Source organism: Methanobacterium sp. (assembly GCA_016222945.1).
Classification (GTDB): Archaea; Methanobacteriota; Methanobacteria; order Methanobacteriales; family Methanobacteriaceae; genus Methanobacterium_D.
In genome coordinates, this window is sequence record JACRPY010000002.1 from 664,037 (window position 1) to 689,262 (window position 25,226).

Sequence of the window (25,226 nt, forward strand, 5' to 3'; positions counted from 1 at the left end):
TTGAGGAATATTGAAAAATGCAACCGGAATCATCGGATAGCTGGGAATCTTTGCGTGATAAAATCATAGGGCTTGGAGAACTTTCAGTTCATAAAAGTTACTATCCTGAACTTCAACAACAACTTGTTGAATTAAAAAGGTTTAGAGCCCTTTTGGATCAAAGTAATGATATAATTTTCCTTTTAGATGTTCCTTCGGGCATCATTATGGATGTGAACAAATCAGGATCTGATTTACTTGAATATTCTAATCAAGAAATGCTTAAAATGCCTATAATTAATTTGATTCCTTCTTCTAAAGTAAATAAGATTGATAAAATGTTTTTAGATTTAGACCGTAGTAAAGGGGATAGGAAAACGATTACAACCACATTCGTTAAAAAAAGTGGTTATGAAATTTCTGTAGAAAGTAGTATAAGCTTTGTAGAATTTGGAAATGTTTTATATGCAGTTATGGTATCAAGAGATATCACTGAACGTAATGAGGCTGAAAAACAGATAAAACAGTCTTTAAATGAGAAAGAAGTATTATTGAAGGAGATACATCATAGGGTTAAAAATAATTTGCAGATAATAAGCTCTCTTCTTAATCTACAATCAGCTTCACTTGATGATAAAGATTCTTTTGAAGTATTTAAGGAAAGTCAAAACCGTATTAAATCAATGGCACTTATTCATGAAAAATTATACCAATCTAGAGATCTAGCAAGAATAGATTTCGCTGAATACATAAAAAGTCTTGTTTACTATTTATTTCAGTCTTATTCTGTTGATTTGAATGTTATAAAACCCATATTAAATGTTGAAGATATTCTATTTGATATAGATATTTCTATCCCTTGTGGGTTGATAATAAACGAAATAATATCAAATAGTTTAAAATATGCGTTTCCTGACGGAAAGACTGGAGAAATAATTATTGATCTTCATTTATATGGGAAAAAAGCCATATTAACGGTAAGTGACACAGGTATTGGGTTACCTGAACATATAAGTTTACAAAATACAGAAACGTTAGGATTGAGATTAATAGATACTCTTGTAAGTCAGATCGATGGTAAAATTGAGCTTGATAAAACCAAAGGAACATCATTTAAGATAGAATTTATAAAAAAATCATCATATAAACAAAGAATTTAGTATATTGTCTTAATATTCAACAACTTCTTTTTTTTAGGTAATAAATGTCTTATTTTTAAGTTTAAGCCGTGAATTATCATTTTAGCCTGAAATTAGAAAGTATTTTATACCATAAGTCCTATTTTGTTAGTATGGTAAAATTCACTGCAAATGAGATCAGAGATATTATTATTTCAATGTTTGTAATTTCATTTGCTTTTGCACTACTATTAAGTGGCAGTAATATAAACACTGCAATATCTTTGATACCAATAATGCTGATTGTAGTCGGATTTGCATTTGTATTCCATGAATTAGCTCATAAATTTGTTGCAATAAGATACGGTTATTGGGCTGAATATAAAATGTGGATTGAAGGCCTGATTTTTGCACTAATCACAGCATATTTTGGATTTGTTTTTGCAGCCCCGGGTGCTGTTTATATCCATGGAGAAAAAATAAGTAAAGAAGAAAATGGTAAAATATCCATTGCAGGGTCTATAACTAATATTATTTTTGCATTAATTTTCTTGCTAATTATTAAAATTTCAGGACAGTTATATTATTGGGCTTTTATGGGGATGTTTATAAATGGATTCTTTGCATTTTTCAATCAACTACCAATCATGGGACTTGATGGATCTAAAGTAATCAAGTGGAACCCATTTGCATGGATAATAGTTGTCTTGGTTTCATTAGGATTTGTGGCCATAGGGTATTTCCCTAGTCTATTAAAATTAATACTATAAATTCGAATAAGTTCATAAAATGTGATTCAATGTTTAAAGAAGTTCCAGTAAAATATTTTGGATGCACACACCGTGCAGTTGCTCCAGAAGAGACAATTAGGCGTGTTGAAGGAAAATTAAAGGCTGCAGGAGTTACAAGAGTCACTGAAATTACTCATCTTGACAGGGTGGGAATTCCTGTTTACTCTGCAATAAGGCCATCTGCTGCAGAGGGCGCAGTAAGTATCTATGCTGGAAAAGGAGCCACAAAAGACCAGGCAAAAGCATCAGCCATGATGGAGGCCTTTGAAAGATATTCAGCAGAACTCCAGGATGAAGATCATAAAAAAATAATTAAAGCTTGTTTTGATGAAATAGAAGGATGTGTAAATCCTAAATCGCTTATACTGCCCAATTTACCCTTTGATCCTGATATAAAGGAATTAAAATGGGTAAACGCGGTAGATGTAGAAACGGATAAAGAATATTTAACACCGGCAGACGCGGTTTTTCATCCTTATGGTGCTATAAATGATATTAATCTATTTAAATCAAATACAAATGGTTTGGCATCAGGAAATAAAATAGAAGAAGCTATATTTCATGGAATGATGGAAGTCATAGAGAGAGATGCTTGGAGCTTATTTGAGATTAAAAGAAAAAAAGCGCCAGAAATAAATCTTGAAACAATTGAAAATCCAATAATACTGGAAATTATAGATAAATTCAAAGAAGCAAGCATTGACATCAAAATCGTGGATTTAACATCTGATGTTAAAGCTACTACTATTGCAGCTGTTTCAGATGATACCATATTAAAAGACCCAGCATTACTTACATTAGGGGTTGGAACCCATTTAGATCCAGAAATAGCTGTTATGCGGGCTTTAACAGAAGTTGCGCAAAGCAGAGCAACCCAAATTCACGGTACAAGAGAAGACACCACTCGTGCAGTATTTATGAGGAAAGCGGGCTATGAACGGATGAAAAGGATGAATAAACACTGGTTTGGTGAATCAGAGGAACTAATAGATTTAGAAGATATTAAAAATAGTTCAGGTAAATCATTTAAGGAAGATATAGAGATTTCTTTGAAATTATTGAAAAAAGCAGGTTTTAAAGATGTTTTATTTGTGGATCTAACAAGGGTAGAGGTTGAAGTACCTGTTGTGAGGGTTATAATTCCAGGAATGGAGGTTTACTCGGTTGATCCAGAAAGAGTAGGGAATAGGCTTGCCAAAAAAACATAAAAATGTTAAAAAGATACTACGCTGGACACTTGCAGCTGTAACTGTGCTTGTTATTATTTCAGGGCTTGGAATACCATATTATACTACTACGGAGTATTTAACATTAGGATTACTGTCTAAAACAACTGCTTTTTGGATTCATTTTTATTTCTTGATTCCTTTTGTAATATTATTTGTTCTTCATATTTTTATAAAGCCTTTTTTAAGATATTTAGACAGATTAAGCAAATCAAAATCATTTAAAGGATTTTTAAATGCTAATAATCTATTTATAATTGTTGTTTTAATTATTCTTCTTGCAGCAGTTTATGTGGCTGCAGATGAGTTTAGGTTCCAAGGAACAATAAAGCTGGATAACGTGGAAGTTAAGGATTATAAAGGACAGAAACTCTCATCTGTAAATGATTTTAGAGAAAATTCAATAAAAGGCCCTCAATACATTAATATTACAAATTATAAGCTTGAAATCACAGGAATTGTGAATAATCCAAAAAATTATACATATGATGAAGTCATTAAAGACCATCAAAACTATGAAAAGGTTGTAAAGCTTGATTGTGTAGAGGGTTGGGAGGTAACAATTTTATGGCAAGGAATTCTTGTAAAAGACATTATAAATGAAGTTAAACCATTATCGAATGCAAATACTGTTATTTTTTATGCATATGATGGATATTCAACTTCTTTTCCTTTAGATTACATTGAAAATAATAATATTTTACTTGCTTATAAAATGAACAATGCTACAATTCCTCCAGAGCGAGGATTCCCATTCCAACTTGTGGCTGAGAGCAAATGGGGATATAAATGGATTAAATGGATAAATAAAATTGAATTATCCAATGATCCAAATTATGAGGGTTACTGGGAAAGTAGAGGTTATTCTAATTCTGGAAATCTGAATGAAAGCTTTTTAAAATAAATTTATCAGTGTATTTAATTATTTAAGTTGTAGACAGGTTTAGGTTTTTCTAAAACTTTCCATTAAACATTTTTTTAACAGATTTCCAATAAATATGAATATGGAATAAAAATGTAACTCCCATAATAATGCCTGCCTCTGCATGCCAGAAGTCGGCACTTAACTCATAAGGCGTTCTTATTGCATATTCCATGGAATAAATTAATATTAAACCAGTTATTATAACAGCTATGAAGCTTCCTGTAAGTACAACATTCCATATTTTTTTATAAGTATGTGCTCTTATCTTATTATTTTTATAAAGACGATAGCTCAAAGCATAAAAAACTATTAGGACTATTGTGAGAGGTATGAGATAATACCCTTCAACCAGACCACTTTTAAAGGATATTCCTAAAATAGAAAAACCAGAAACGGTATTTTTGCCTGAAGTCTCTTCAAAGTTTCCTGAAACATTTGATATATTTTGAGGAGGTGATTGGGAATGATCACAGATACTGTCATGGTTTGTATCAATATATCTAAAACATTGGCCTGGAAAAGAATCATCAGTCAGTTCATAGGGGCAGTCGTTCCATCCAGTAACAGCATAAACTGCAATTGGCAATAAAATAATAGCTGCAATCACCAATAAACCTACTTTCCTCATTAATATCATTGTTATCTCCTTTAAAGTTGAATATTTTTAAGTTATTTTAATTTTTAATCTGTACTTTTATCTGCATTTTTTGTAGTTTTACGTTTCTTAACCCTGAATTTTTTAAAGGATTTCCAGTAATTTACTATATGGAATACTGCAATGACAAGTAATGCTAGACCTGTTTCAATATGCCAAAATAACATTTCTAAACTAAAAGGAGTTGCTAAACCAAACTCTCTAAATCCAATTAAAATCAATCCAATGCATACAGAGATTATAAAACTTATTAAAAGCACAATATTCCATATTCTCACATGTAACCCTTTAGAAATTTCTTTTTCTTTATATAAAACAAAACTGATTAAATATAGAATTATCAGTATCAATGAAATAGGAATAGGATAGTAAGACATACCTATAATTAAATAAAACCAGTATAAAAATTTAGTTAAATTTTTATAACAAGGGATGAGATACATTTTATTAATCCCATGCAAATTCATTGAATATTAAATTAAAAGGCAAATCCTGAAATTTAACTTAATCAAAAAATAGTAAATTACTGTTTATGGCGATTTTTATGAACTCTAAACTTTCCAAAAGAGCATTGAACCTATCATATTTTACAATTATTTATAATATTGCTGAAGGAATATTATCCATCTTCGCAGGTTTAACTGCTGGAAGCATTTCTCTAATCGGGTTTGGACTTGATAGCGCTGTTGAATCGTTGTCTGCAATGGTTATTACATGGAGATTTAGAAAACATGGTAAAATATCCGAGTTAGAAGAGGAAAAGGTTGAAAAAAGGGCTTTAAAATATATTGGATATACATTTTTTATTCTGGCAATCTACGTATTTTATGAATCAATTAAAAAGATTTATACTAGTGAAATATCTGAACCCAGCATTTTAGGGATATTAATAACAGTGGCATCTCTTATTGTGATGCCAATATTGTTTTATTTTAAATATCAAACTGGAAAAGCACTAAAAAGCTCAAGCCTCATAGCAGATTCAAAACAAACTATTGTGTGCATGTTTTTATCTGCTGCGGTGTTAATTGGGCTTTTATCAAACTATTTCTTTGGGCTTTGGCAAGTTGATCCTATTATTGGAATTTTTATAGGTATATTACTTGTAAAAGAAGGTTATGAGATTTTTGAGGAAGAATAACTGGAATTTTTATTTTAATAATTTGAAAAATAAATTGAGCTAAATGTATTTTTTTTATATGTGAGGAGTACTTCAAAAACTCAATTATACAAAACGCATTTTAAGCTCTTTAAATAAATTTATATAGATATAAGTTAATAAAAATACTTATAAATAAAAAAGGGGGCTTTTAATGAAAAAATATGCATTTTTTGTAATAGCTATTTTAGCGCTCGTGATTTTTGCATCTGGCTGTACTACTGGTGGAAATAATACAAGCACCTATTCTGGAAATGGAGTGTCATTTAATTATCCTGGTGGCTGGCAGCAACTACAAACTTCATCACAAAGTACTTTGGTGTCAGTTGGAGACCCAAAATCTATAGATAATGCAACAGGATCAATTAATACATTGGCAGCTATCCAAAAAGCAGCATTACCTAGTGGAACAACTTTAAAACAAGTTTATGATAATACATATGCTCAATTTGTAGCTCAAGATTCAACCTTCAAAACAATATCAGATACCACAACTACAGTTGATGGAGCAACTGCTTATGTGAATATACATACTGTTGATGTTAAGGGAGTTCAGAAAAAAGAAAAAGCAGTATGGTTTGAAAAAAATGGTAGTGCATATGTAATACTATGTGGATCATTACCTGCAGACTTTGATAGCCAACAAGCGAACTTTGACACCATAATAAACTCTTTCAAAGTACAATAAACAATTTAATTTCTCTTTTTTTTCTTTTATTATATTTTTAAATTCAAAAAAGCCATATTTATTTTAACTAAAATAGTTAGAATACAACTATCAAAATTTAAATAACATATTGATCATTTAAGTTAAAATAATCCTTATTTTTATATTCACGGTGAAAATATGAAACAAGTCATGGTTATAAGAGCAGATCTAAACATGGGCAAAGGTAAAATGGCAGCACAAGCTTGCCATGCAAGCTTAGGTGCATATAAAAGATCAGATGAAAAAATAATTAAAAAATGGGAATTAGAAGGCGAAAAAAAAGTCGTGGTGAAAGTTCAAAGCTTAAGAGAACTTTATGAAATATACGAACTGGTAAAAAACACCGATATTCCTTCTTATTTGGTGCAGGATGCTGGAAGAACTGAACTGCCAAAGGGTACAGTAACATGCCTTGGAATCGGCCCTGATAATGATGAAAAGATAGATAAGATAACCAATGAATTAAAACTACTTTGATAAAATAGTTTATGAGGAATTAAATGGAATGGGTTGTTAAATTAGGTGGAAGTTTATTCCCTGAAGATGCTATAAATCTTTGCAAAGAACTTGTTGGCCAAAATGTAATTGTAATTTGTGGTGGGGGAGAATTTGCCAATAAAATAAGGGAATATGATCAGGATACAAATTTTTCAGATACTACTGCCCATAAAACTGCCATTCTTTGCATGGATATAATTGGAATGCTTGTAGCAGATAAAATAGATGATGTGGTGTCTGTTTATTCCTTAGAATATGCTAAAAAAGTATTAGATGAAGGTAAACTTCCCATACTTCTTCCATCTAAATTATTGGAATATCTTGATCCACTGGAACATTCATGGAAAGTAACTTCAGATTCTATATCAGTATATATATCATGGCTTCTTAAAACCAAAATATTAATAGTAACAAATGTAGATGGTATATATACGTTTGAACCATCTCTTGATGGTGCGAAACTTATAAAAAGTATAAGTGCAAAAAAACTACTAACTTTTAGTGAAACATCAGTTGATGAAAATTTACCAGAGCTTTTACTTAAATACAAATTAGATTGTTATGTTGTTAATGGAAAATATCCAGAAAGAGCTATTTCTATAATTGAAGGTAAAAGTTCTAAATACACGTTTATTGGAGGAAATTAAATGGAGAAAATAGAATGTACATCATGTAAACAAGAAATATCACCTGTAGAGACATGCGTTAAATTTGAATGTCCTGAATGTGAAGAAATGATTTACAGATGCCAGAAATGCAGAACATTCGGCCATCTTTACACATGCAAATGTGGATTTAACGGCCCTTAAATTAATTCAAACTTTAAAATTAATAAATTGATATATAAACTCTTTTTACATGGTTGATAGAGTGATGATATAATTATCTTCACCATCAACATTTTTGAAAGGTTAAAAAGTCGGTGATAACATGGGAGATGTAGTAGCAACAATAAAATTAATGCCAGAAAGCCCTGATGTTGATTTAGAACAAATGAAAAAAGATGTAGAAGCATCAATTCCTGAAGGTGCTGAATTTTACAAATTAGATGAAGAACCAATTGCATTTGGCCTTGTAGCTCTTATTGTAATGGTTGTTGTAGGCGATGCTGAAGGCGGAACCGAAAAAGTTGAAGAAAACCTGGCCAAAATAGACGGCGTCAGCAACGTTGAAGTTACTGATACCAGAAGGCTTATGTAAGATTTCTTTTAATTTTTACTTTTTTTATTTAAACTATTTTACTCTTTAGATACTTTTTTTATTCTTATTTTACATTTAAAAGCATAATATCACTCAAATTAACTTTTAATAAAATAATATTAACTAATTTTAGACTACTTTAGAGATAAATTTATATATAATAGTATTAATGTAACATATAGATTATTACAGTTTGCATATATCGTATGTTTCATTAGATCTATACTCTAAAAAAGTGGTGATAAAAATATTTGATTTAATCATTGCCTGCCTAATAGGTGTCTTAATAGGTACAATAACTGGATTAATACCAGGAATTCATGTTAACACAGTTGGAGCATTTGTTTTTGCATCATCAGCATTCCTATTAACAATTTATTCTCCTGAAATTCTCTGTGTATTTCTGATTTCTCTTGCAATTGCACATGCGCTCCTGGAATTCATACCATCAATTTTTTTAGGTGTTCCAGAAGAAGGAACAGTATTATCAATTTTACCGGGACACCAGCTTTTACTTCAAGGAAGAGGAAAAGAAGCTGTAAGATTAGCAGCGATTGGAGGATTTGGGGCAATTATAGTAACAGCGCTACTTCTACCAATTTTTATAATGATTTTACCAAAAATTTACGGCCCAATTAAACCTTATATATGGATTTTACTTGTAATTATTGTTATATTCATGTTTATAAGACTAAGTAATGATAAAAAATCGTTTTTATGGTCAGTTACGTTGTTTATGCTTTCGGGGATTATGGGTTATATTATGTTTAGTGTGCCCATTTCATCAAATGTTTCCCTTTTATGTATTTTTACAGGGCTATTTGGAGTTAGTACGTTACTTTACAGTCTTCAACAGAAGTCTTTTGTACCAACACAAAACAGATTCCACAACTTTAAAATTAATGGAGGTATTTTAAGGGGAATTTTTGCAGGAGGAATTGCAGGAACTATTCTCGGTTTTTTACCAGGACTTGGACCGGCACAGGGAAGTTTAATTGCACAGGAAATAAGCGGCGGTGGAGACACTGAAAACAATAATGAAAGCTTTCTTGTGGCAGTTAGCGGTGTAAACACCTCTGATGCGTTATTTTCTCTTGTAATGATATTTTTAATTGGAAACCCGCGAAGTGGAATTGCTGTTTATATAAATAATATTGTAGAAAACTTTGATTTTGCCCATCTAATATTTTTTGTATTTACAGCATTAACAGCAGTTTCAATAGCCCTATTTTTATGTTTAAAATTAGGAGATAAGGTAAGCGAGTCAATTGAGCGAATAAATTATGAAAAACTCACGAGATTTGTGATTGTTTTTATGAGCGTATTAGTCGTCGTGTTTTCGATCTTGTATAATGCAAATCTTTTATTCATGTCAATTGTTTATATGACGGCGATAACGCTGGGTTTGCTTCCGCATTATTTGGGGGTGAACAAATCGAATTTGATGGGTGTTTTGATTGTTCCGGCTATTGTGATTTATTATAACATGTTTTGAAAAATAGTTTTTGATTTTCAGGAGTTTATTCCATTTAATCATTACACACGGGCTTATAAATCTTTATAAATGCATTTATTAATTTTTCTCTTTCATCAGGAGTTGAATTAGGCATCAAATGGGCACTAATATAAATATTACTCCTAAAACCAGCCTCTTTAAACCAGCATTTGTATTTAGGATGGTCAAGACACGATTCTAATTTGGAAAACTCTTCTGACATGCATAAATACAAAATAAAGTATTCGTCCGGTTTATCTTTAGGTTCAGGCCGCATCAGCACTGCGTAAATGGCTGGAAAAGTTAGAGGATTCCATTCTTTAAGTAAGTGGGGGCCGTCAAATATTTTACTACCTAATTCTATGCTCATAGAGGCCGTCCTATGTTTAATAAGGATTTCATTAATAGTTTAAATTTGTTATATGTGGATTATTCAATAATAGCATGTCTCTTTTTTAGATCAGTTTCTTTTTTTCCAAGACGCACCATAAATTCTGTTATGAGTCCATCTAGGAAAATAGATAATGTTGATTCAAATAAAGTTCCCATAGGAGTTAGATCATCATAATCTCCCTTTAAAACATTGGATGTATAATATTTCCAGGGAATTTTTGTTTTAGTTTTTATATTTATGGTTAAATCTGAATTCTTTCTTAAATTGGATTCAGGATTTCCAGTTATTCCAATAACAGTTGCATTTACTTCTTTGGCGGTTTCAGCCGCTATGGTGACGGATCTATTTTCTCCGGAGCCAGATATTGCTATTAGGCAATCTCTATTCCCTATTGCTGGCGTTATAACATCACCTACTACATAGACTGTAAATCCAAGATGCATCAGTCTCATTGCAAACATTTTTCCAACAAGTTCAGACCTCCCAGTACCTACAATAAAGACAGAATAAGAATCTATAATTGTATTAATCATTTTAGATACTTCTTCTTCATCTATTTTGTTAATAACTGCAAGAGCATGTTTTGTTACTTCTTCGGCTGTTTTCTTTACATATTCCATATTTTCACCAGTAATGGATTATATTTATTTTTCTAAAATTCAATCATTTTTTTGTTTTGCAATGATAATAATATCTCTTTATATTCAAAAGCATCTAAAACATCTCCTTTAAGGGAGTAGATAGAATCTATATTACTTATGATCTCTTCTTTTTCTTTTTTATATTTTGTATCACCTAACTCCTCTAAAAGTTCAAATGCTTTTTGACTTGTAGTCACAGCCTTTTCAGGTTTATTCATTTTCTTATAAATTACTCCTAAATTAGCTAAATCAATAGCTTCCCCATACCTGTCCCCAATTTTTTTATCTATTCCAAGTGCTCTTTCATGATAATTTAAAGCTTCTTCATAATTATTCATTTTCTTGTAAATTATTCCCATGTTGCCCAAATCATCTGCTTCTCCTTTTTTATATCCTATTTCTTGGTTAATTTCGATGGATTTTTCAAATGATTCGAGAGCTTTATTTAACTCCCCTTTATCAAGATATATTAAGCCTAAATTGCTTAGATTAATAGCTTCTTTATCAAGATATATTAAGCCTAAATTGCTTAGATTAATAGCTTCTCCTTTTTTATATCCTATTTCTTGGTTAATTTCGATGGATTTTTCAAATGATTCGAGAGCTTTATTTAACTCCCCTTTATCAAAATAAACCATCCCTAAATTGTTTAAAACAGTTGACATGCCTTTTGGAACTTCTTTTTCATAAATTCTCTTAAAATTTTCGTTTTCGAAGATTTGTAATGCATCTTTATAATGATTTTTAGCAGACTCCTGGTTTCCAATCATGTAATAACAATTTCCCGCAATGATTGAAAGAACTATTCTTTCCATGGGGGTAATTAATAGATTTAAACTTTTGCGTGTTTCTTCAATTGCTTTGTTATATTTGTTTAACTTCAAGTATTTTAGTATATTAATTATATTCTTTGAAAATTTGGGGTCATCAGAGTAAACAGCACCATCCACATACCAGTCAATGCTAGTTTTAAAATCAGACTTTTCAATGCTTCTTGTGGTGTTTAAGTAATTTTCTTTTATATAATTATGAAGTTCTTCATCGATACATTCTTTTTTTTTGGAGTATTCTATGCGGATATTACTTTCGTCTAGCAATAGCTTCACGTCATGATCCCAAATAATAGAAATACTTTCAAATAATTGTTTTTTAATTGAAGCAATTGTTTGTTCTACAAATACTTTCTCGAATAAATCTTTATATCTTTCTTTGCATTCTTCTGGGAATTTAAAAAATAGCTTAATTTTTCCATTTTCAATAAGAACACTTTGAGTATAGTAATTAATAAACCAGTGAAATTTGCTTTCAACGGGAATATCCCAATGTTTAATCTTTTGAACATTTGACCTTCTGTAGTCCCGATCAAGTTCATCAGCAAGTTTAAAAAGAGCAGATAAAAATTTTAACCTGATACAGTCGTCATCTATGGGGGAATCTTTTATTTGGGTAATATCAGTATTGCCTGAATGAAATTTTACAACAGTTGCTATGGAATCAATATATTGTTCACAAATCTCTGATACTAAATAATTACCATCATAAATTAGTTTAACACTTGATTCATTATGTAATTTTCTAATTGATTCCATTTCTTCATAAGTATATATGGGTTTACTATTATTTCGAATAACTTCATCTGTTTGCATGCCTATATCATGTAAATACGCTGCTGATAAAAGGATAAAACTTTCATGTTCATTTATATTTATTGAATTATTTTTATCTCCTAACATTTTGTTTAATTTCGTTATTATCCTTTTTGAATGCTTTATATCATGATTAGTATAGTGACTATGTTGTGGAGTCTCCCACATTTCTTCTGATGATATTTTAATATTTTCTAAGCACTTTTGAAGATCTTTGGATAATTTACTTTCTAATAAATTATTTTCTGAATCCATGTCTTTCCCTCAAACTAATACTTATGCATAAAGATTCTAGAAAAATACGACTTTTATATTCCAAAGTTTATCACTGTTTATATTTATATATTTTCAAGTACGCATTAAATCTAAATTACAACAACTTCTTTACCTAATTTACCGGCAGCTTCCACAAATTCTGTTGTATCAACACCAGGAAACGCGTCAACAATACAAATATCAAATTTTTCATCTAAAACCTTTTCTAATTCCCTTATATCCAGACTGTAAATTTTAAAATTTTCGCCTTCTGCAATTATTTCTTTTTTGGAGTCCCAAGAATCCACTGGAAACCCGTTAGCCTCCAAATTAATTGCAGTCATAGTTACTGCAGGAAACCAGAGGTCATTAAAAACAACAAATCGCGCTCCTGCTTTAAGACAGGCAATACCTAATGTTCCAGGCCCACAGGTGCAGTCAAGAACAGAAGGAGCATCATATTTGTCTAAAACTTTTCTTAAAATCTCGATTTTAGGTGATTTTACTTTTGGAAACTCAATATGGGTTTTCCCCTGATGTTTATGAATACATAATGCTCCGTAGGGTGTTTGGACAATATCACACCGAATATCGCATCCAGAGAGAAGTTCGTATACATTTGGATTAAAATTAACATCTTTTATGCCTACAGTTTCCCTTAAATCACCCTTTAAAACCCCTTTTACTTGGGAAACTTCATTTACTATTCTTTTTGCGCAATTTTTGTTTAAATCATTGGATAATATTACCAAAGAATTTTCAGGTAAATATGGGGCAGAATTAAGGGGATAAGCAGGAGTTATTAGGGGAGTGCAGGCATTTCTTAAACTTGATTTTTCATCCTTAACTCCTTCATCAATCATTATCTTTAAAACATGTGCAATTACGGCATCAAGGTGTCTTTTACCACATCTACAACTTTTAAAATCATTATCTATCTCGTTGAGATATACTTGCCGAGCTAAAGGAGAAAATTTCTTTAACTGAACTGTATCACAACGGGCACACGAACTATATAACAAATCGATATTTTTTAAGATTTCAGGTGCAGGGTTTATGCAGGTTTTCCCACACCTACATTTTATGTCCATATGCTTAAATATTTGATATTCAATATAAATATATAAGTTAAAAGTTATCGTGAGTCAAATGAGAAATAAACGTAAAGAAATACTCAGGGATCTTTTAGGCGAATTTGGTTCTGGTGATGAAGAAGATAAAGAAAAAGAGAAAAAAGTTGAAGAACCAACTAAAGAACCGTCTTATCCTCCAGAAGTAATCCCAGAAGATGTAGAAGAACCATTCGAACCTGAACACGAACCTGAAAAGTTTGAAAGTGAAGAAGAACCGGAAGAGGATTTATTCGGGGAATTAGATTTTAAAACAGATGAATCTGAAACAAAAAAAGAGAAACCACTACTTTTTAATGAAGATGAAGAAGAAGATGATTTATTCCAATTAGATAAAATAATGGATGAATCTGTACCAGAACCTCCCATAAAACCTAGAAGGGAAAAGACAAAAAGGACTCCTCGAAGATCGAAAAAGTTGGGAGAGAGAATAAAGGCGGAAATAATAGAAGAAGGCATAATTCCACTTTACAATGTAAATGTTCCTAAATTTACAGAAAGAGAAAGACAGTTACTGAATGAAGTACGTGAAAAACTTGTGGAAGTAGCTGTAGCTCAAGGTGAAAACTTCCAAGTGGATGGAAGCTCATTTGTTAAGGAAGTAAAAGAATTCTTGAGAATGAAAGGTGTCAGAGATACAGATAAACTCGCATCACAGATATCTCAGGAAATGTTGGGTTACGGTAAACTGGATCCAATGATCAAGGACGATGACCTTGAAGAAGTAATGGTAATTGGAACTAAAAAGCCAGTATTTGTTTATCACCGGAAAATAGGGATGATGCAAACAAATGTTAATTTTGATGAAGATACAGATATTAAAGCGATTATAGATGTTATAGCAAGACAAGTAAACCGTAGGATAGACCAACAATCACCTATTCTGGATGCAAGGTTAGAGGATGGTTCAAGGGTAAACGCTACAATACCTCCTGTCTCTGCAGACGGTTCATCATTGACTATACGTAAATTCCGTAAAGACCCATTAACTGTTGTTGATCTAATTGACTTTAAAACCATATCATCACACTTAGCAGGATTTTTATGGGTATGTGTCGATGGACTTGGAGTAAAACCATGTAATGGTATTATTGCGGGAGGTACTGGTTCTGGTAAAACCACAACTTTGAATACAGTTGCTGCATTTACACCACCTCGTGAGAGAATAATTACAATTGAGGATACTTTAGAACTGCAGCTTCCTCACGATCATGTTTTGCGTATGGAAACCCGCCCTCCAAACATTGAAGGGAAAGGGGAGTTAGATATGGATACTTTAGTTAAAAACTCCTTGAGGCAGAGACCTGACAGAGTAATTGTGGGTGAGGTAAGAGGTGCAGAAGCAATAACGCTCTTTACGGCTTTAAATACTGGTCACTCTGGATTTGGTACCCTTCACTCTAACACTGCGAGAGAAACAATTACAAGACTTATAAATCCTCCGATGAATGTTCCAAATATTATGATACCGGCTCTTGATTTTATAATTATGCAAAACAGGATGTACAGGCCTGAAGGCGGTTCTATAAGAAGAGTGACAGAAGTTGCTGAAGTAGTGGGAATGGAAGAAGGTAATGTACAGCTAAACAGAGTATTTGAATGGAATAATGTTGTGGATAAAGTTGAATATGTTGGAATAGCCAGTCAGACACTCAGGGAAATTGCAGAACTTCGAGGAATTAGTATCACAGAAATTGAAGAAGAGATTGAAAAAAGAAGATTAGTATTAGAGTATATGGCAGATAACAATCTTAGATCCATTGATGATGTAGGAGAATGGGTACATAATTATTATAAGGATCCAGATGAAGTATTAGAGAAAATATTATAATATAGGTGATCAGATGGCTTTCGAGGGTCTTAAAAATATCTTCAATAAAATAGGCGGAATTACAGTTAATTCAGGTAAAAAAGTGGGAGAAGGTGTCCAGAAGCCTGTGGGTAAACTAAGCAAGATCAGACCACCATCTCGGCCTGGATTTTCAAAGTCTTCAGTTAAATCTTCAGTTAAACCTTCAAAAACATCTCCTCGTGTTATAGAAAGAATGAAAATGGATAAAGATGAGATTCAGATGTTTAAAGAGCTCATCGACAAAAAATATGAAAGGCAAGATAAAAAGTCTGATGTAGATAAAGAAAAAAGGGATGTTTATAAAAAAGCAGCTCTTGAAGAGCTTCTTAAAGAAGAAGAAAAAGAGGGAATGGATCCTAAATTAATAATGGGAATGGGTGCCGTTTCATTTGTAGTAATTCTTATTTTAATGACAGCCCTTGGATTTGGAATTGAAATTGGGCTTGTATTCGGATTATTGGTATTTTTAATGGCAGGGGTCATATTATTTTTACCTAGACTTCAAAAAGGAAAAAAATCATCTGAAGCTTCAAGAGAACTACCATTTGCCTTAAGACAGATGGCAACAGAGCTCCGTGCAGGTCTTGGTCTTCATGAAAGTATGAGATCTATAGCTTTATCAGGATATGGTGCTCTTTCAGAGGAATTTGCAAGAACACTTGAAGAGATCAAATATGGTGAAACAACAGAAAACGCATTAATAGATATGGGTGAGCGAATAAACTCTGAGGGAATGACAAGAGCTGTTTATCAGATAACAAGGACTTTAGCCAGTGGTGGAGACCTTTCAAGAACATTAAATGTTATAGCAGAAGATATTGCTTATGAGCTTAGAATGAAACTGAAGGATTACGCTCAAAAACTAAATTCATTCACCATGATATACATGTTTGTAGCTGTTTTGGGTCCCGTAATTCTCATGATCATGTTAATTGCAGCTTCAACTGTTATGGGACCTATGTTCCCACCAATAGTGCTTTTAATATTGTATTTGTTCCTTTTCCCATTGATTGTTGGGTTTTTGGCATTTATGATTAAAAGACTTGAACCTCAAATATAATATAAAATTGAGATAATATATGATAAAATGGAATTTTTTATCATTTTCTCTTTTTAATAAAAAAAGTTTTAATTCATTTATTTTTTTATATAACTGAAAAATAACGAGTAATTTCAAGTAGAGATATTAGAGATATGGTTATTGCTATAAATGTGTAGTCTTTGACATTTAATTTTTTGTTATCATTGTATAATCTTGAATTATCTGAGTAGCCGCGACTTAACATGCTGAAATAAACATTTTCGCCCTGTTCATAAGAGCGCAAGAACATCATCATTATAGTATATCCGATCTGTTTTAATCTCCACAAATAAGCTGTTTTTTTACTCCAAATATCAAAGCATCTTGATTTTTGAGCATCCCTTATTTTTAAAAGCTCGTCATAAAACATGAATAAATAACGTATCATAAGACTTAAAATCATTGAAAATTCTCGAGGCATTCCTAATTTTCTTGCAGAGTTAATAATTTCTTGCATTGGAGTTACAGAAGATAGAAGAACAATAGCGGTTATACAAACAATTAATCTTGATAGTAACAGTATTCCAAATATCGTGCCTTCGTAGGTCATGGTTATGCCCAAAGGCAAAGTATAAAGTACGGCTCCAGATTTTATAAATGGTTGAAATATGGCTATAGCTCCTCCAAATGGTAGAATTAGTAATATTCTTTTAAGTGCATAGGAAAATGAAATTTTTGATAATAATATTAGTAATATTAGGTATATTTCCATGACAAGGAGCACAAAAAGATTTTGAGTGTATACTGCATAGATTATTATTCCTATAGTGATAATAAGTTTGATTCTATTGTCTATGTTATGTAAGACACTTTTTTTATTGGATTCTCGCTCCATGCGTTCTATTGAAACATTCATTCGATTTTCCTCTTGAGATGAGATACGTTAATGGGGTTTATCATAAATTTTACTCTGTATTCTCTTTATTTTTCCTTTTTTTAATTATAAGGCCTATACCATAGCTTAAACCAAATACCAGTAACATTCCAATAATTGCAGCTACAGTAGTGGACATTGGAGAATCACCAAGGAATGGTACTTTATAATCTGGCATTGGAGATTCTATAGCTGCTTTTTCTTCAATTCCAGGATTTTTAATTGTTTCTAGAGTTTTTTCTAGCCCGTCAGGAGTAGTAACAGCTAGATAAGGTGCTAAAACAGCCCCTACAAATGCAATAAATAAGCCTATAATTATGAGTTTATTCATGAGTGCCAGCTCCTTCTATTGAAAGGTCAGGGCGTACACTTCTAATTGCCACAACTGCAATCATGGTTATAAGTCCTTCTCCAATACCTATTATTGCATGTAAACCACCCATAAGTAGTATTCCGGGAATTAACGGGAAAACTCCTGCAATAGCGAGTTCAAATGCAGTTATAATGGACGTGGTAACTACTGCTATCCACCCTGCCAAGAATATGGCGGCTAATTCATTAAAGCGTCTAAGGCATTTATATGAATAAAATCCAACAAAGCTGCTTATTATTGCCATGTTTAAAATATTTGCGCCTAAGGCAGTTATGCCTCCATCACCTAGTGCAATGGCCTGTACGATTAAAACTACTGTTAAAATCAGAAACCCTGCAAAGGGACTTCCAAGTAAAATAGCTACTAAAACTGCTCCCACAACATGTCCGCTAGATCCAGCGAATATGGGGAAATTAAAAAGTTGTATAATAAATATGCCTGCAGCTAAGATTGCTATTAAAGGAACATTACGTTCATCAAGATTATTTCTAGCCCATTTTAAAGCATAAAAACCGACTATTAATGCAATTAAAATATATATAACACATTGCCATAGTGGAATTATACCATCAGGTATATGCATTTTTTTAAACCTCCTCTTTTACAAAAAGAAGTTCTATCTTTTTATAATATAAACGTTTTCGTTAGTATTACAAAAGATTTGTTTTTAGTAAAAATTGTAATAAAAAAGTATTAATAAAGGCTGATATTCATTGGAAATTGTAATAATGCCTTGTAAAAAATAGAAACTATAACTAAAGAACGGATTTTCTTAAACAAGTTATATTATTAACAATTAATGTTTTTTTTGAATATAAATAATAAAGTTTATATAACTTGATAATTACATTAGAAATATCATTATAAATCATTAATAATTTGGTGATAACTGTGGTACACAGACCTAAACCTAAAGAATTCAAAGATGATTTCTGGAAATCAAAAAATATCAAACTCTCAATTGGAGATATAATTGAGAAACAAGGAACCGAAGAAGCCCCTGAATCAATGGGGCCAACTCCTAAGCCAAATGTAACTGATCTAAGATCATGGGACATGAAACTATTAGAGAGATACGAACCATTTTACGCACCATTTTGTGATATGTGCTGTCTTTGCACATACGGAAAATGCGATTTAACAGCAGGGAAAAAAGGAGCATGTGGAATTGATATAAAAGCTCAACAAGCAAGAATTGTCCTTTTGGCATGTTGTATTGGATCTGCAGCTCATTCTGGACATGCAAGGCACCTTTTAGATTATCTCATAGGTAAAAAAGGTATAGACTTCCCCGTAGATCTGGGAATGAATATTGAAATTGAAGCACCTATTATGAGAGTACTTCTCGGTAAAAAACCAAAAACACTGGGAGATTTAAGAGAAGCCCTTGATTATCTGGAAGAACAGATGGTACATCTGTTATCTGCATGTCATACTGGTCAAGAGGGTAGTAGCGAAGATTTTGAATCGAAAGCATTCCAGGCAGGATTAATGGATAATCTCGGAAAGGAAATTGGAGATATTGCACAAATTGTTGCTCTTAACATGCCAAAAGGTGAAGATGCACCTCTTGTAGAGTTAGGATTTGGAACAATTAACAAAGAAAAACCAGTAGTACTCTGTATAGGGCACAATGTAGCTCCAGGGGCAGGAATTATTGATTACCTTGAAGATAAAGATCTGGAAGACGATGTTGAAGTATGTGGGATATGCTGTGCAGCATTGGACATAACAAGATACAATAAAAGCGCAAAAGTTGTTGGACCTATCTCAAAACAGCTTAAATTCGTAAGAAGCGGAGTTGCTGATGTTATAGTTGTTGATGAGCAGTGTGTAAGGACAGATGTCCTTGAGGAAGCTAAAAAGAACAAAGCAGCAGTAATCGCTACAACAGATAAAATATGCCTGGGACTTCCGGATTTAACCAATGAAGATGCAGATAAAATTGTTAAACAACTTGTAAATGAAGAAATTGAAGGTGCATTAATCCTTGATCCGGATAAGGTTGGTGAAGTAGCCTCACGTGTTGCAATGCAGATAGCAAAAGACCGTGAAGCCCTTAAAATATTACCTGATCTTGATGAAATACAGGAAATGGCCAAAGAATGTACTGAATGTGGTTGGTGTCAAAGAGTATGTCCAAACAGCCAGCCAATGATGGATGCAGTTATGGATGCAAGTAAAGGAGACTTTTCTAAATTCATAGAATTATACGAAAACGATGTTTGTTACACATGTGGAAGATGCGAGCAGGAATGTGAAAGAGATCTTCCATTAATCTCCATGCTCACTAAAATAGGGGAGCATTACGTCAAAGATGAAAAATACAATGTCAGAGCAGGTAGAGGACCTGTTCAAGATGTTGAAATAAGACGTGTAGGTGCACCGATTGTATTAGGAGATATTCCAGGTGTTATAGCATTCGTTGGATGTACTAATTATCCTGAAGGTGGGGAAGACGTTGCCAAAATGGCAGAAGAGTTCCTTGAAAGAAACTATATCGTTGTAACCAGCGGATGCGGAGCTATGACTGTTGGAGAATACCGTAATGAAGAAGGTAAAACTCTATATGAAAGGTACAGCGGTGATTTCGACGCTAAAGGTCTTGTAAATGTTGGTTCGTGTGTTTCAAATGCACATATACCTGGAGCATGTATTAAAATTGCTAATATCTTTGCTAAAAAGCCACTTGAAGGAAACTTCGAAGAAATAGCTGATTACATCTTAAACAGAGTTGGAGCATGCGGTGTGGCATGGGGAGCTTACTCTCAGAAAGCTGCAGCAATTGCAACAGGCGTAAACAGATGGGGAATACCAGTCGTTGTAGGTCCTCACGGAACCAAATACAGACGATTATTCCTTGGAAGAACCGATAAACCAGAAACATGGAAGCTAAACGATTTACGTACTGGAGAAGTTATAGATGGAGAACCAGCACCAGAACATTTGTTGTATGCTGCTGAAAACCGTGGCGAAGCAACTGTAATGATTGCAAAATTATGTATAAGGCCAAATGACACTTCAAAAGGAAGGCAAATAAAACTTAATCATTATTTAGACTTGCACAAAAAGTATTTCGGCACATTACCTGACGATGTTTACAGGTTTGTAAGAAACGATAAAGACATCCCTATAACCTATAAAAAAGAAGTACTGGCAATGCTTGAAGAGAAAGGATGGGAACCAAGAGCACTTCCACAGGAACCATCTACAATGGATTTTAGGGAAAAATCAGAGGGAAAATGATTACTAAAAGGTGATTAAATGAATGAAAGAGTAATCCCATGGCAACCAACAGTAATAGCCGGGCCAAAACAAGCTTTACTTGTTACACCGGAAACAGCGGAAATGATGCTTCAAAAAGCAAAAAGACCGTTAATGGTAATAGGGCCGCTTATAAAGGATAGCCCTATATTGGGACTGGCAACAAGTATTGCAGATAAGTGGAATATTCCAATAGTAAGCACTGGTGATGCATTTAAATCATTAAATGAGGCGGGTGTTGAAAGTAAGCCTTATGGAGTAGTTGAAATTGTAAATCTTCTTAAAGATCCAGATTGGAAAGGTATAACTGGAGAAGGACAGCATGATTTAGTCATGTTCATAGGTGTAATTTATTATATAGGTTCACAGGGACTTTCAACCCTGAAACACTTTGCACCGCACCTGAAAACTCTTACACTCTGCAAATATTTCCATTCCAATGCAGATGCATCATTCCCTAACATGAAAGATGAGGCATGGATTAGATACCTTGAAAAATTAGCAGAATAATCTTTTTTGTTTAAATGAAATATTAAATAGAATCAGAATTATGGAGGAAATTCAATGTTTGAGGATATACCTGTTGATGTTAGTCCAATGTATGAAGGGGAACGAATAAGATCGGCGAACATGTTCGTTGAACTTGCAGGTCCAAAATCTTCCGGTGCAGAACTCGTACAAGTAGCAGAAGACGTTGAGGATGGAGCATTAGAAGTAATAGGGCCAGAACTGTCCGAAATGACCGAAGGAGAAATTTATCCCTTTGGAATATCAGTGAAAATTCAAGGAGAAAAACTGGAAAAAGAGCTTGAAGGAGTTATAGAGCGTAGAATACACGAACTCTGTAATTACGTGAAGGGATTCATGCACTTAAATCAAAGAGACCAAATATGGTGTCGTGTAAGTAAAGAAGCCCTTGAAGCAGGTTTTAAGCTTGAGCACCTTGCAAAAGCCCTTTCAATTCTTCTTAAAGAAGAATTCCCAATAATAGAAAAGATATCTGTAAGCATATTTACAGAAAAAAGCGAAGTAGAAGCGTTTATTGAAACAGCAAGAGCAATGTATGAGGTTCGTGATGCAAGAGCAAGAGAACTAAGCGATGAAGATGTTGACGTGTTCTATGGCTGCGTAATGTGCCAATCATTTGCGCCAAGCCACGTTTGTGTGGTTACACCAGACAGAACAGCTCTCTGCGGGGCCATAAACTGGTTCGACTGCAGAGCAGCAGCTAAAATGGATCCTGACGGGCCAATATTTGAAGTAACAAAAGGTGAAGTACTGGATGCTGAAAAAGGAGAATACAGCGATGTAAATGCCATGGTTGCAGATAGATCCCAGGGCCTTACAGATAGAGTATACCTACACAGTGTATTTGAATATCCACACACATCATGCGGATGTTTTGAAGCTGTAGCATTTTATATTCCGGAACTTGATGGAATTGGAATTGTAGACCGTGACTTTAGAGGAGAAACTCCGCTGGGAATACCATTTTCAGCAATGGCAGGTCAATGTTCCGGTGGAAAACAAGTAGAAGGATTTACAGGATTAAGTATGGAATATATGAGATCTCCTAAATTTTTACAGGCTGATGGAGGTTATGAAAGAGTAATCTGGATGCCTAAAGAAATTAAAGATTCTCTTACTGAATTTATCCCTGAAGGATTAATGGAAAAGATTCCAACTGAAGAGGATGCCGGAAGCATTAAAGAAATCCGAAAATTCCTAAGAGAAAATGAACATCCAATAATGGAGAGATTAAAACAAGCAAAAGAAGCAGTAGAAGAACCTGAAACAGTAGAAGAAGTTTCAGAGGAACCTGAAATGACAGGTGTTCCTATGGCTCAAGTTGCATATGCTCCTGAACTTTCAATGCCTGCATCTGGCGGAGTGAAAATAATTCTTAAAAACGCAAAAATCTACGCTGAAAAGGTAATAATAAAGAAAAAATAAATTAAATTTTTAATAAGGGGTAAATTAGTGATAATAGCAGTAAGTGGAAAGGGCGGAACTGGAAAAACACTCACATCTTCCCTTTTAATCAAATCATTGATGGACAGTGGAAAAGACATACTGGCAATAGATGCCGACCCTGATTCCAACTTACCAGAAGCTTTGGGGATAGATGTGGAACGTACAGTTGGCGATGTTAGGGAAGAGCTCAAAAAAGACACCGCTGCAGGTAAAATTCCAAGTGGAACAAATAAATGGGATATACTTGATTACAAAATCATGGAATCGGTGATTGAAACTCCTAAATTTGATTTACTTGTAATGGGAAGGCCTGAAGGAAGTGGTTGTTACTGTGCTGTAAATAACATGCTTAGAAAAATAATCGAAACCCTTTCATCAAACTATGACATCATAATAATAGATACAGAAGCCGGTCTGGAACATTTAAGCAGGAGAACAACCCAAAATGTTGATATTATGCTTGTAGTAACAGACACATCAAAAAGAGGTATTTTAACTGCACAGAGAATCGGTGAACTATCAAAAGAACTGGATATAAGTTTCAAAGAAATGCATTTAATTTTAAACCGTGTTAAGCGAGATATGGAAGATAAAGTGCTTAAAAGGGTAAATGAAACAGGATTAAATGTAATTGGAACAATATATGAAGATGAAATCGTTTCTGAATATGATTCGGAAGGAAAACCATTAATTGATCTTCCTGATGATTCCAATGCGAACACTGCTATATTAAATGTAATAAAGACTTTAAATTTAAAATAAATATTTTTTAGAAATTAAACGGATAAAGAAAGGATGTGGGTTTATGGATAAAATGACACAACTTCTAAAACTGCTTGAAAATACAGATACCATAGAACTAAATGAGTTCAGGATGGATTTTGACGAACTTGAACTCCATTTAATGCCTGCAATCCAGCAAGTTGTTCAACAAGCTCAAAAGCAAGTTCAACAAGCAGGGATTGTAAAAGAAGCAATGCTGGCTGAAGAATTTAAACCACCGATTTATGACTACCCTGGTGAGGTAGCAGAAGTTCAGCTTGGAGCTGGAACAAGAAAACCAGTGTTTTTAGGGGGACAAAAAGCACTATATCGCTTTGAAGAGCCGCAGCCAAACCCTCCAGTTGTAACATTTGATGTTTTCGATATTCCAATGCCGGGATTGCCGAGACCAATCAGAGAACACTTTGAAGATGTAATGGAACACCCGGGGGACTGGGCTAAAAAAGCTGTAAAAGACTTCGGCGCAAACATGGTAACAATACATCTTATTGGAACAGGGCCAAAGGTTATGGATAAAACTCCAAGACAAGCAGCAGAAGATATTGAAGAAGTTTTACAAGCTGTGGATGTACCTCTGGTTATAGGAGCTTCAGGAGACCCACAAAAAGATCCAATAGTTCTTGAAGCAGCTGCAGCAGCTGCAGAAGATGAAAGATGTTTACTTGCATCTGCAAACCTTGACCTGGACTACAGAAAAGTTGCAAAAGCAGCAGTAGATTATAATCATGCCGTTCTTTCATGGGCAATAACTGATATAAACATGCAAAAAACGCTTAATAAATATCTCATGAAGGAAGGATTAACTCAAAATGACATTGTAATGGACCCAACAACATGTGCGCTTGGTTATGGGATTGAATTTTCAATAGACGTTATAACCAGAACAAGACTCGCAGCCCTTAAAGGTGATACAGATTTACAAATGCCAATGTCATCAGGAACAACCAATGCATGGGGTTCACGTGAAGCATGGATGAAAAAAGAAGAATGGGGACCAACAGACTACAGAGGGCCAATATGGGAAATAGTAACTGGACTTACCATGATGCTCTGTGGTGTTGACATATTTATGATGCTTCACCCACAATCAGTAAAAATGCTTAGAGAAATTGGTGAAACATTCACAAAGGAATATATGACTACAGAAGTACCAGATATTTCAAACTGGGTAACTGAACTTGAATAATGGAGAATGGAGGTTTAA

General features: G+C 33.3%; 27 protein-coding genes. 18 read left to right on the forward strand and 9 right to left on the reverse strand.

Annotated features, from left to right (window positions below):
* Positions 1–17 precede the first annotated feature (17 nt).
* The 4 genes from HZC47_03605 (at position 18) to HZC47_03620 (ending at position 4,018) form a co-directional block, all read left to right on the forward strand.
* Positions 18–1,139 (forward strand): PAS domain S-box protein, encoded by a 1,122-nt coding sequence (locus HZC47_03605; GenBank protein MBI5679966.1) that lies wholly within the window; start codon positions 18–20, stop codon positions 1,137–1,139.
* Positions 1,140–1,270: 131 nt separating this feature from the next.
* Positions 1,271–1,867 (forward strand): site-2 protease family protein, encoded by a 597-nt coding sequence (locus HZC47_03610; GenBank protein MBI5679967.1) that lies wholly within the window; start codon positions 1,271–1,273, stop codon positions 1,865–1,867.
* Positions 1,868–1,896: 29 nt separating this feature from the next.
* Complete coding sequence (locus HZC47_03615) at positions 1,897–3,096, forward strand: YcaO-related McrA-glycine thioamidation protein (GenBank protein MBI5679968.1); 1,200 nt, start codon at positions 1,897–1,899, stop codon at positions 3,094–3,096.
* A gap of 271 nt (positions 3,097–3,367) precedes the next feature.
* The gene (locus tag HZC47_03620; GenBank protein MBI5679969.1) at positions 3,368–4,018 is read left to right on the forward strand and encodes a molybdopterin-dependent oxidoreductase; all 651 of its coding nucleotides are present in this window, start codon (positions 3,368–3,370) and stop codon (positions 4,016–4,018) included.
* A 49-nt stretch (positions 4,019–4,067) separates the two neighbouring features.
* On the opposite strand, the gene HZC47_03625 is transcribed toward HZC47_03620, so the two are convergent.
* Together HZC47_03625 and HZC47_03630 are read right to left on the reverse strand one after the other, a co-directional pair.
* Positions 4,068–4,676: a hypothetical protein gene (locus tag HZC47_03625; protein MBI5679970.1), complete on the reverse strand. Its 609-nt coding sequence runs from the start codon at positions 4,674–4,676 to the stop codon at positions 4,068–4,070.
* Between the two features lie 44 nt (positions 4,677–4,720).
* On the reverse strand, positions 4,721–5,071 hold the full coding sequence (locus HZC47_03630) for a hypothetical protein (GenBank protein ID MBI5679971.1): 351 nt from the start codon (positions 5,069–5,071) through the stop codon (positions 4,721–4,723).
* Positions 5,072–5,238: 167 nt separating this feature from the next.
* Between HZC47_03630 and HZC47_03635 the strand changes: the two genes are divergently transcribed.
* The 7 genes from HZC47_03635 (at position 5,239) to HZC47_03665 (ending at position 9,755) form a co-directional block, all read left to right on the forward strand.
* Positions 5,239–5,835, forward strand: coding sequence for a cation transporter (locus HZC47_03635; protein ID MBI5679972.1), 597 nt, complete (start codon positions 5,239–5,241; stop codon positions 5,833–5,835).
* A gap of 172 nt (positions 5,836–6,007) precedes the next feature.
* Entirely contained in the window at positions 6,008–6,541 is a 534-nt protein-coding gene (locus tag HZC47_03640; GenBank protein ID MBI5679973.1) for a hypothetical protein, read from the forward strand.
* A 159-nt stretch (positions 6,542–6,700) separates the two neighbouring features.
* On the forward strand, positions 6,701–7,039 hold the full coding sequence (pth2, locus tag HZC47_03645; GenBank protein MBI5679974.1) for an aminoacyl-tRNA hydrolase: 339 nt from the start codon (positions 6,701–6,703) through the stop codon (positions 7,037–7,039).
* 23 nt (positions 7,040–7,062) lie between these two features.
* Positions 7,063–7,707, forward strand: a complete 645-nt coding sequence (locus HZC47_03650) for a delta 1-pyrroline-5-carboxylate synthetase (protein ID MBI5679975.1) — start codon at positions 7,063–7,065, stop codon at positions 7,705–7,707.
* Positions 7,708–7,869, forward strand: coding sequence for a DUF1610 domain-containing protein (locus HZC47_03655; GenBank protein ID MBI5679976.1), 162 nt, complete (start codon positions 7,708–7,710; stop codon positions 7,867–7,869). It begins immediately after the preceding gene.
* 121 nt (positions 7,870–7,990) lie between these two features.
* Positions 7,991–8,260 carry an elongation factor 1-beta gene (locus tag HZC47_03660; protein ID MBI5679977.1) on the forward strand — a complete coding sequence of 90 codons (270 nt, stop codon included), beginning with the start codon at positions 7,991–7,993 and terminating at the stop codon, positions 8,258–8,260.
* 247 nt (positions 8,261–8,507) lie between these two features.
* Positions 8,508–9,755, forward strand: a complete 1,248-nt coding sequence (locus tag HZC47_03665) for a tripartite tricarboxylate transporter permease (GenBank protein ID MBI5679978.1) — start codon at positions 8,508–8,510, stop codon at positions 9,753–9,755.
* 34 nt (positions 9,756–9,789) lie between these two features.
* On the opposite strand, the gene HZC47_03670 is transcribed toward HZC47_03665, so the two are convergent.
* The 4 genes from HZC47_03670 to HZC47_03685 form a co-directional block, all read right to left on the reverse strand.
* Entirely contained in the window at positions 9,790–10,125 is a 336-nt protein-coding gene (locus HZC47_03670) for a hypothetical protein (GenBank protein ID MBI5679979.1), read from the reverse strand.
* Between the two features lie 59 nt (positions 10,126–10,184).
* Positions 10,185–10,769 (reverse strand): 6-phospho-3-hexuloisomerase, encoded by a 585-nt coding sequence (gene hxlB / locus HZC47_03675; protein ID MBI5679980.1) that lies wholly within the window; start codon positions 10,767–10,769, stop codon positions 10,185–10,187.
* Between the two features lie 32 nt (positions 10,770–10,801).
* Positions 10,802–12,691, reverse strand: a complete 1,890-nt coding sequence (locus tag HZC47_03680; protein MBI5679981.1) for a tetratricopeptide repeat protein — start codon at positions 12,689–12,691, stop codon at positions 10,802–10,804.
* 110 nt (positions 12,692–12,801) lie between these two features.
* Positions 12,802–13,782: a 50S ribosomal protein L11 methyltransferase gene (locus tag HZC47_03685; protein MBI5679982.1), complete on the reverse strand. Its 981-nt coding sequence runs from the start codon at positions 13,780–13,782 to the stop codon at positions 12,802–12,804.
* A 379-nt stretch (positions 13,783–14,161) separates the two neighbouring features.
* Here HZC47_03685 and HZC47_03690 point away from each other — a divergent pair, with 379 nt between their 5' ends.
* Together HZC47_03690 and HZC47_03695 are read left to right on the forward strand one after the other, a co-directional pair.
* A complete protein-coding gene (locus HZC47_03690) occupies positions 14,162–15,652 on the forward strand; it encodes a CpaF family protein (GenBank protein MBI5679983.1) in 1,491 nt (496 codons plus the stop codon).
* Between the two features lie 13 nt (positions 15,653–15,665).
* Positions 15,666–16,733 carry a type II secretion system F family protein gene (locus HZC47_03695; GenBank protein MBI5679984.1) on the forward strand — a complete coding sequence of 356 codons (1,068 nt, stop codon included), beginning with the start codon at positions 15,666–15,668 and terminating at the stop codon, positions 16,731–16,733.
* Between the two features lie 85 nt (positions 16,734–16,818).
* On the opposite strand, the gene cbiQ is transcribed toward HZC47_03695, so the two are convergent.
* From cbiQ to cbiM, 3 genes are read right to left on the reverse strand one after another with little or no spacing between them, the layout of a single operon-like run.
* Entirely contained in the window at positions 16,819–17,610 is a 792-nt protein-coding gene (cbiQ, locus tag HZC47_03700; GenBank protein MBI5679985.1) for a cobalt ECF transporter T component CbiQ, read from the reverse strand.
* A gap of 49 nt (positions 17,611–17,659) precedes the next feature.
* Positions 17,660–17,959 carry a PDGLE domain-containing protein gene (locus HZC47_03705; protein MBI5679986.1) on the reverse strand — a complete coding sequence of 100 codons (300 nt, stop codon included), beginning with the start codon at positions 17,957–17,959 and terminating at the stop codon, positions 17,660–17,662.
* Entirely contained in the window at positions 17,952–18,584 is a 633-nt protein-coding gene (cbiM, locus tag HZC47_03710) for a cobalt transporter CbiM (GenBank protein ID MBI5679987.1), read from the reverse strand. The genes HZC47_03705 and cbiM overlap by 8 nt, the downstream gene beginning before the upstream one ends.
* 308 nt (positions 18,585–18,892) lie before the next feature.
* Here cbiM and cdhA point away from each other — a divergent pair, with 308 nt between their 5' ends.
* The 5 genes from cdhA to HZC47_03735 are packed head-to-tail and all read left to right on the forward strand — an operon-like array spanning position 18,893 to position 25,208.
* Positions 18,893–21,247, forward strand: a complete 2,355-nt coding sequence (gene cdhA, locus HZC47_03715) for a CO dehydrogenase/acetyl-CoA synthase complex subunit epsilon (protein ID MBI5679988.1) — start codon at positions 18,893–18,895, stop codon at positions 21,245–21,247.
* 18 nt (positions 21,248–21,265) lie between these two features.
* Complete coding sequence (locus HZC47_03720) at positions 21,266–21,775, forward strand: CO dehydrogenase/acetyl-CoA synthase complex subunit epsilon (GenBank protein ID MBI5679989.1); 510 nt, start codon at positions 21,266–21,268, stop codon at positions 21,773–21,775.
* Positions 21,776–21,829: 54 nt separating this feature from the next.
* On the forward strand, positions 21,830–23,218 hold the full coding sequence (gene cdhC / locus HZC47_03725) for a CO dehydrogenase/CO-methylating acetyl-CoA synthase complex subunit beta (GenBank protein ID MBI5679990.1): 1,389 nt from the start codon (positions 21,830–21,832) through the stop codon (positions 23,216–23,218).
* Positions 23,219–23,245: 27 nt separating this feature from the next.
* Complete coding sequence (locus HZC47_03730; GenBank protein MBI5679991.1) at positions 23,246–24,001, forward strand: AAA family ATPase; 756 nt, start codon at positions 23,246–23,248, stop codon at positions 23,999–24,001.
* Between the two features lie 43 nt (positions 24,002–24,044).
* Positions 24,045–25,208, forward strand: a complete 1,164-nt coding sequence (locus tag HZC47_03735; GenBank protein ID MBI5679992.1) for an acetyl-CoA decarbonylase/synthase complex subunit delta — start codon at positions 24,045–24,047, stop codon at positions 25,206–25,208.
* The last annotated feature ends 18 nt before the right edge of the window (positions 25,209–25,226 follow it).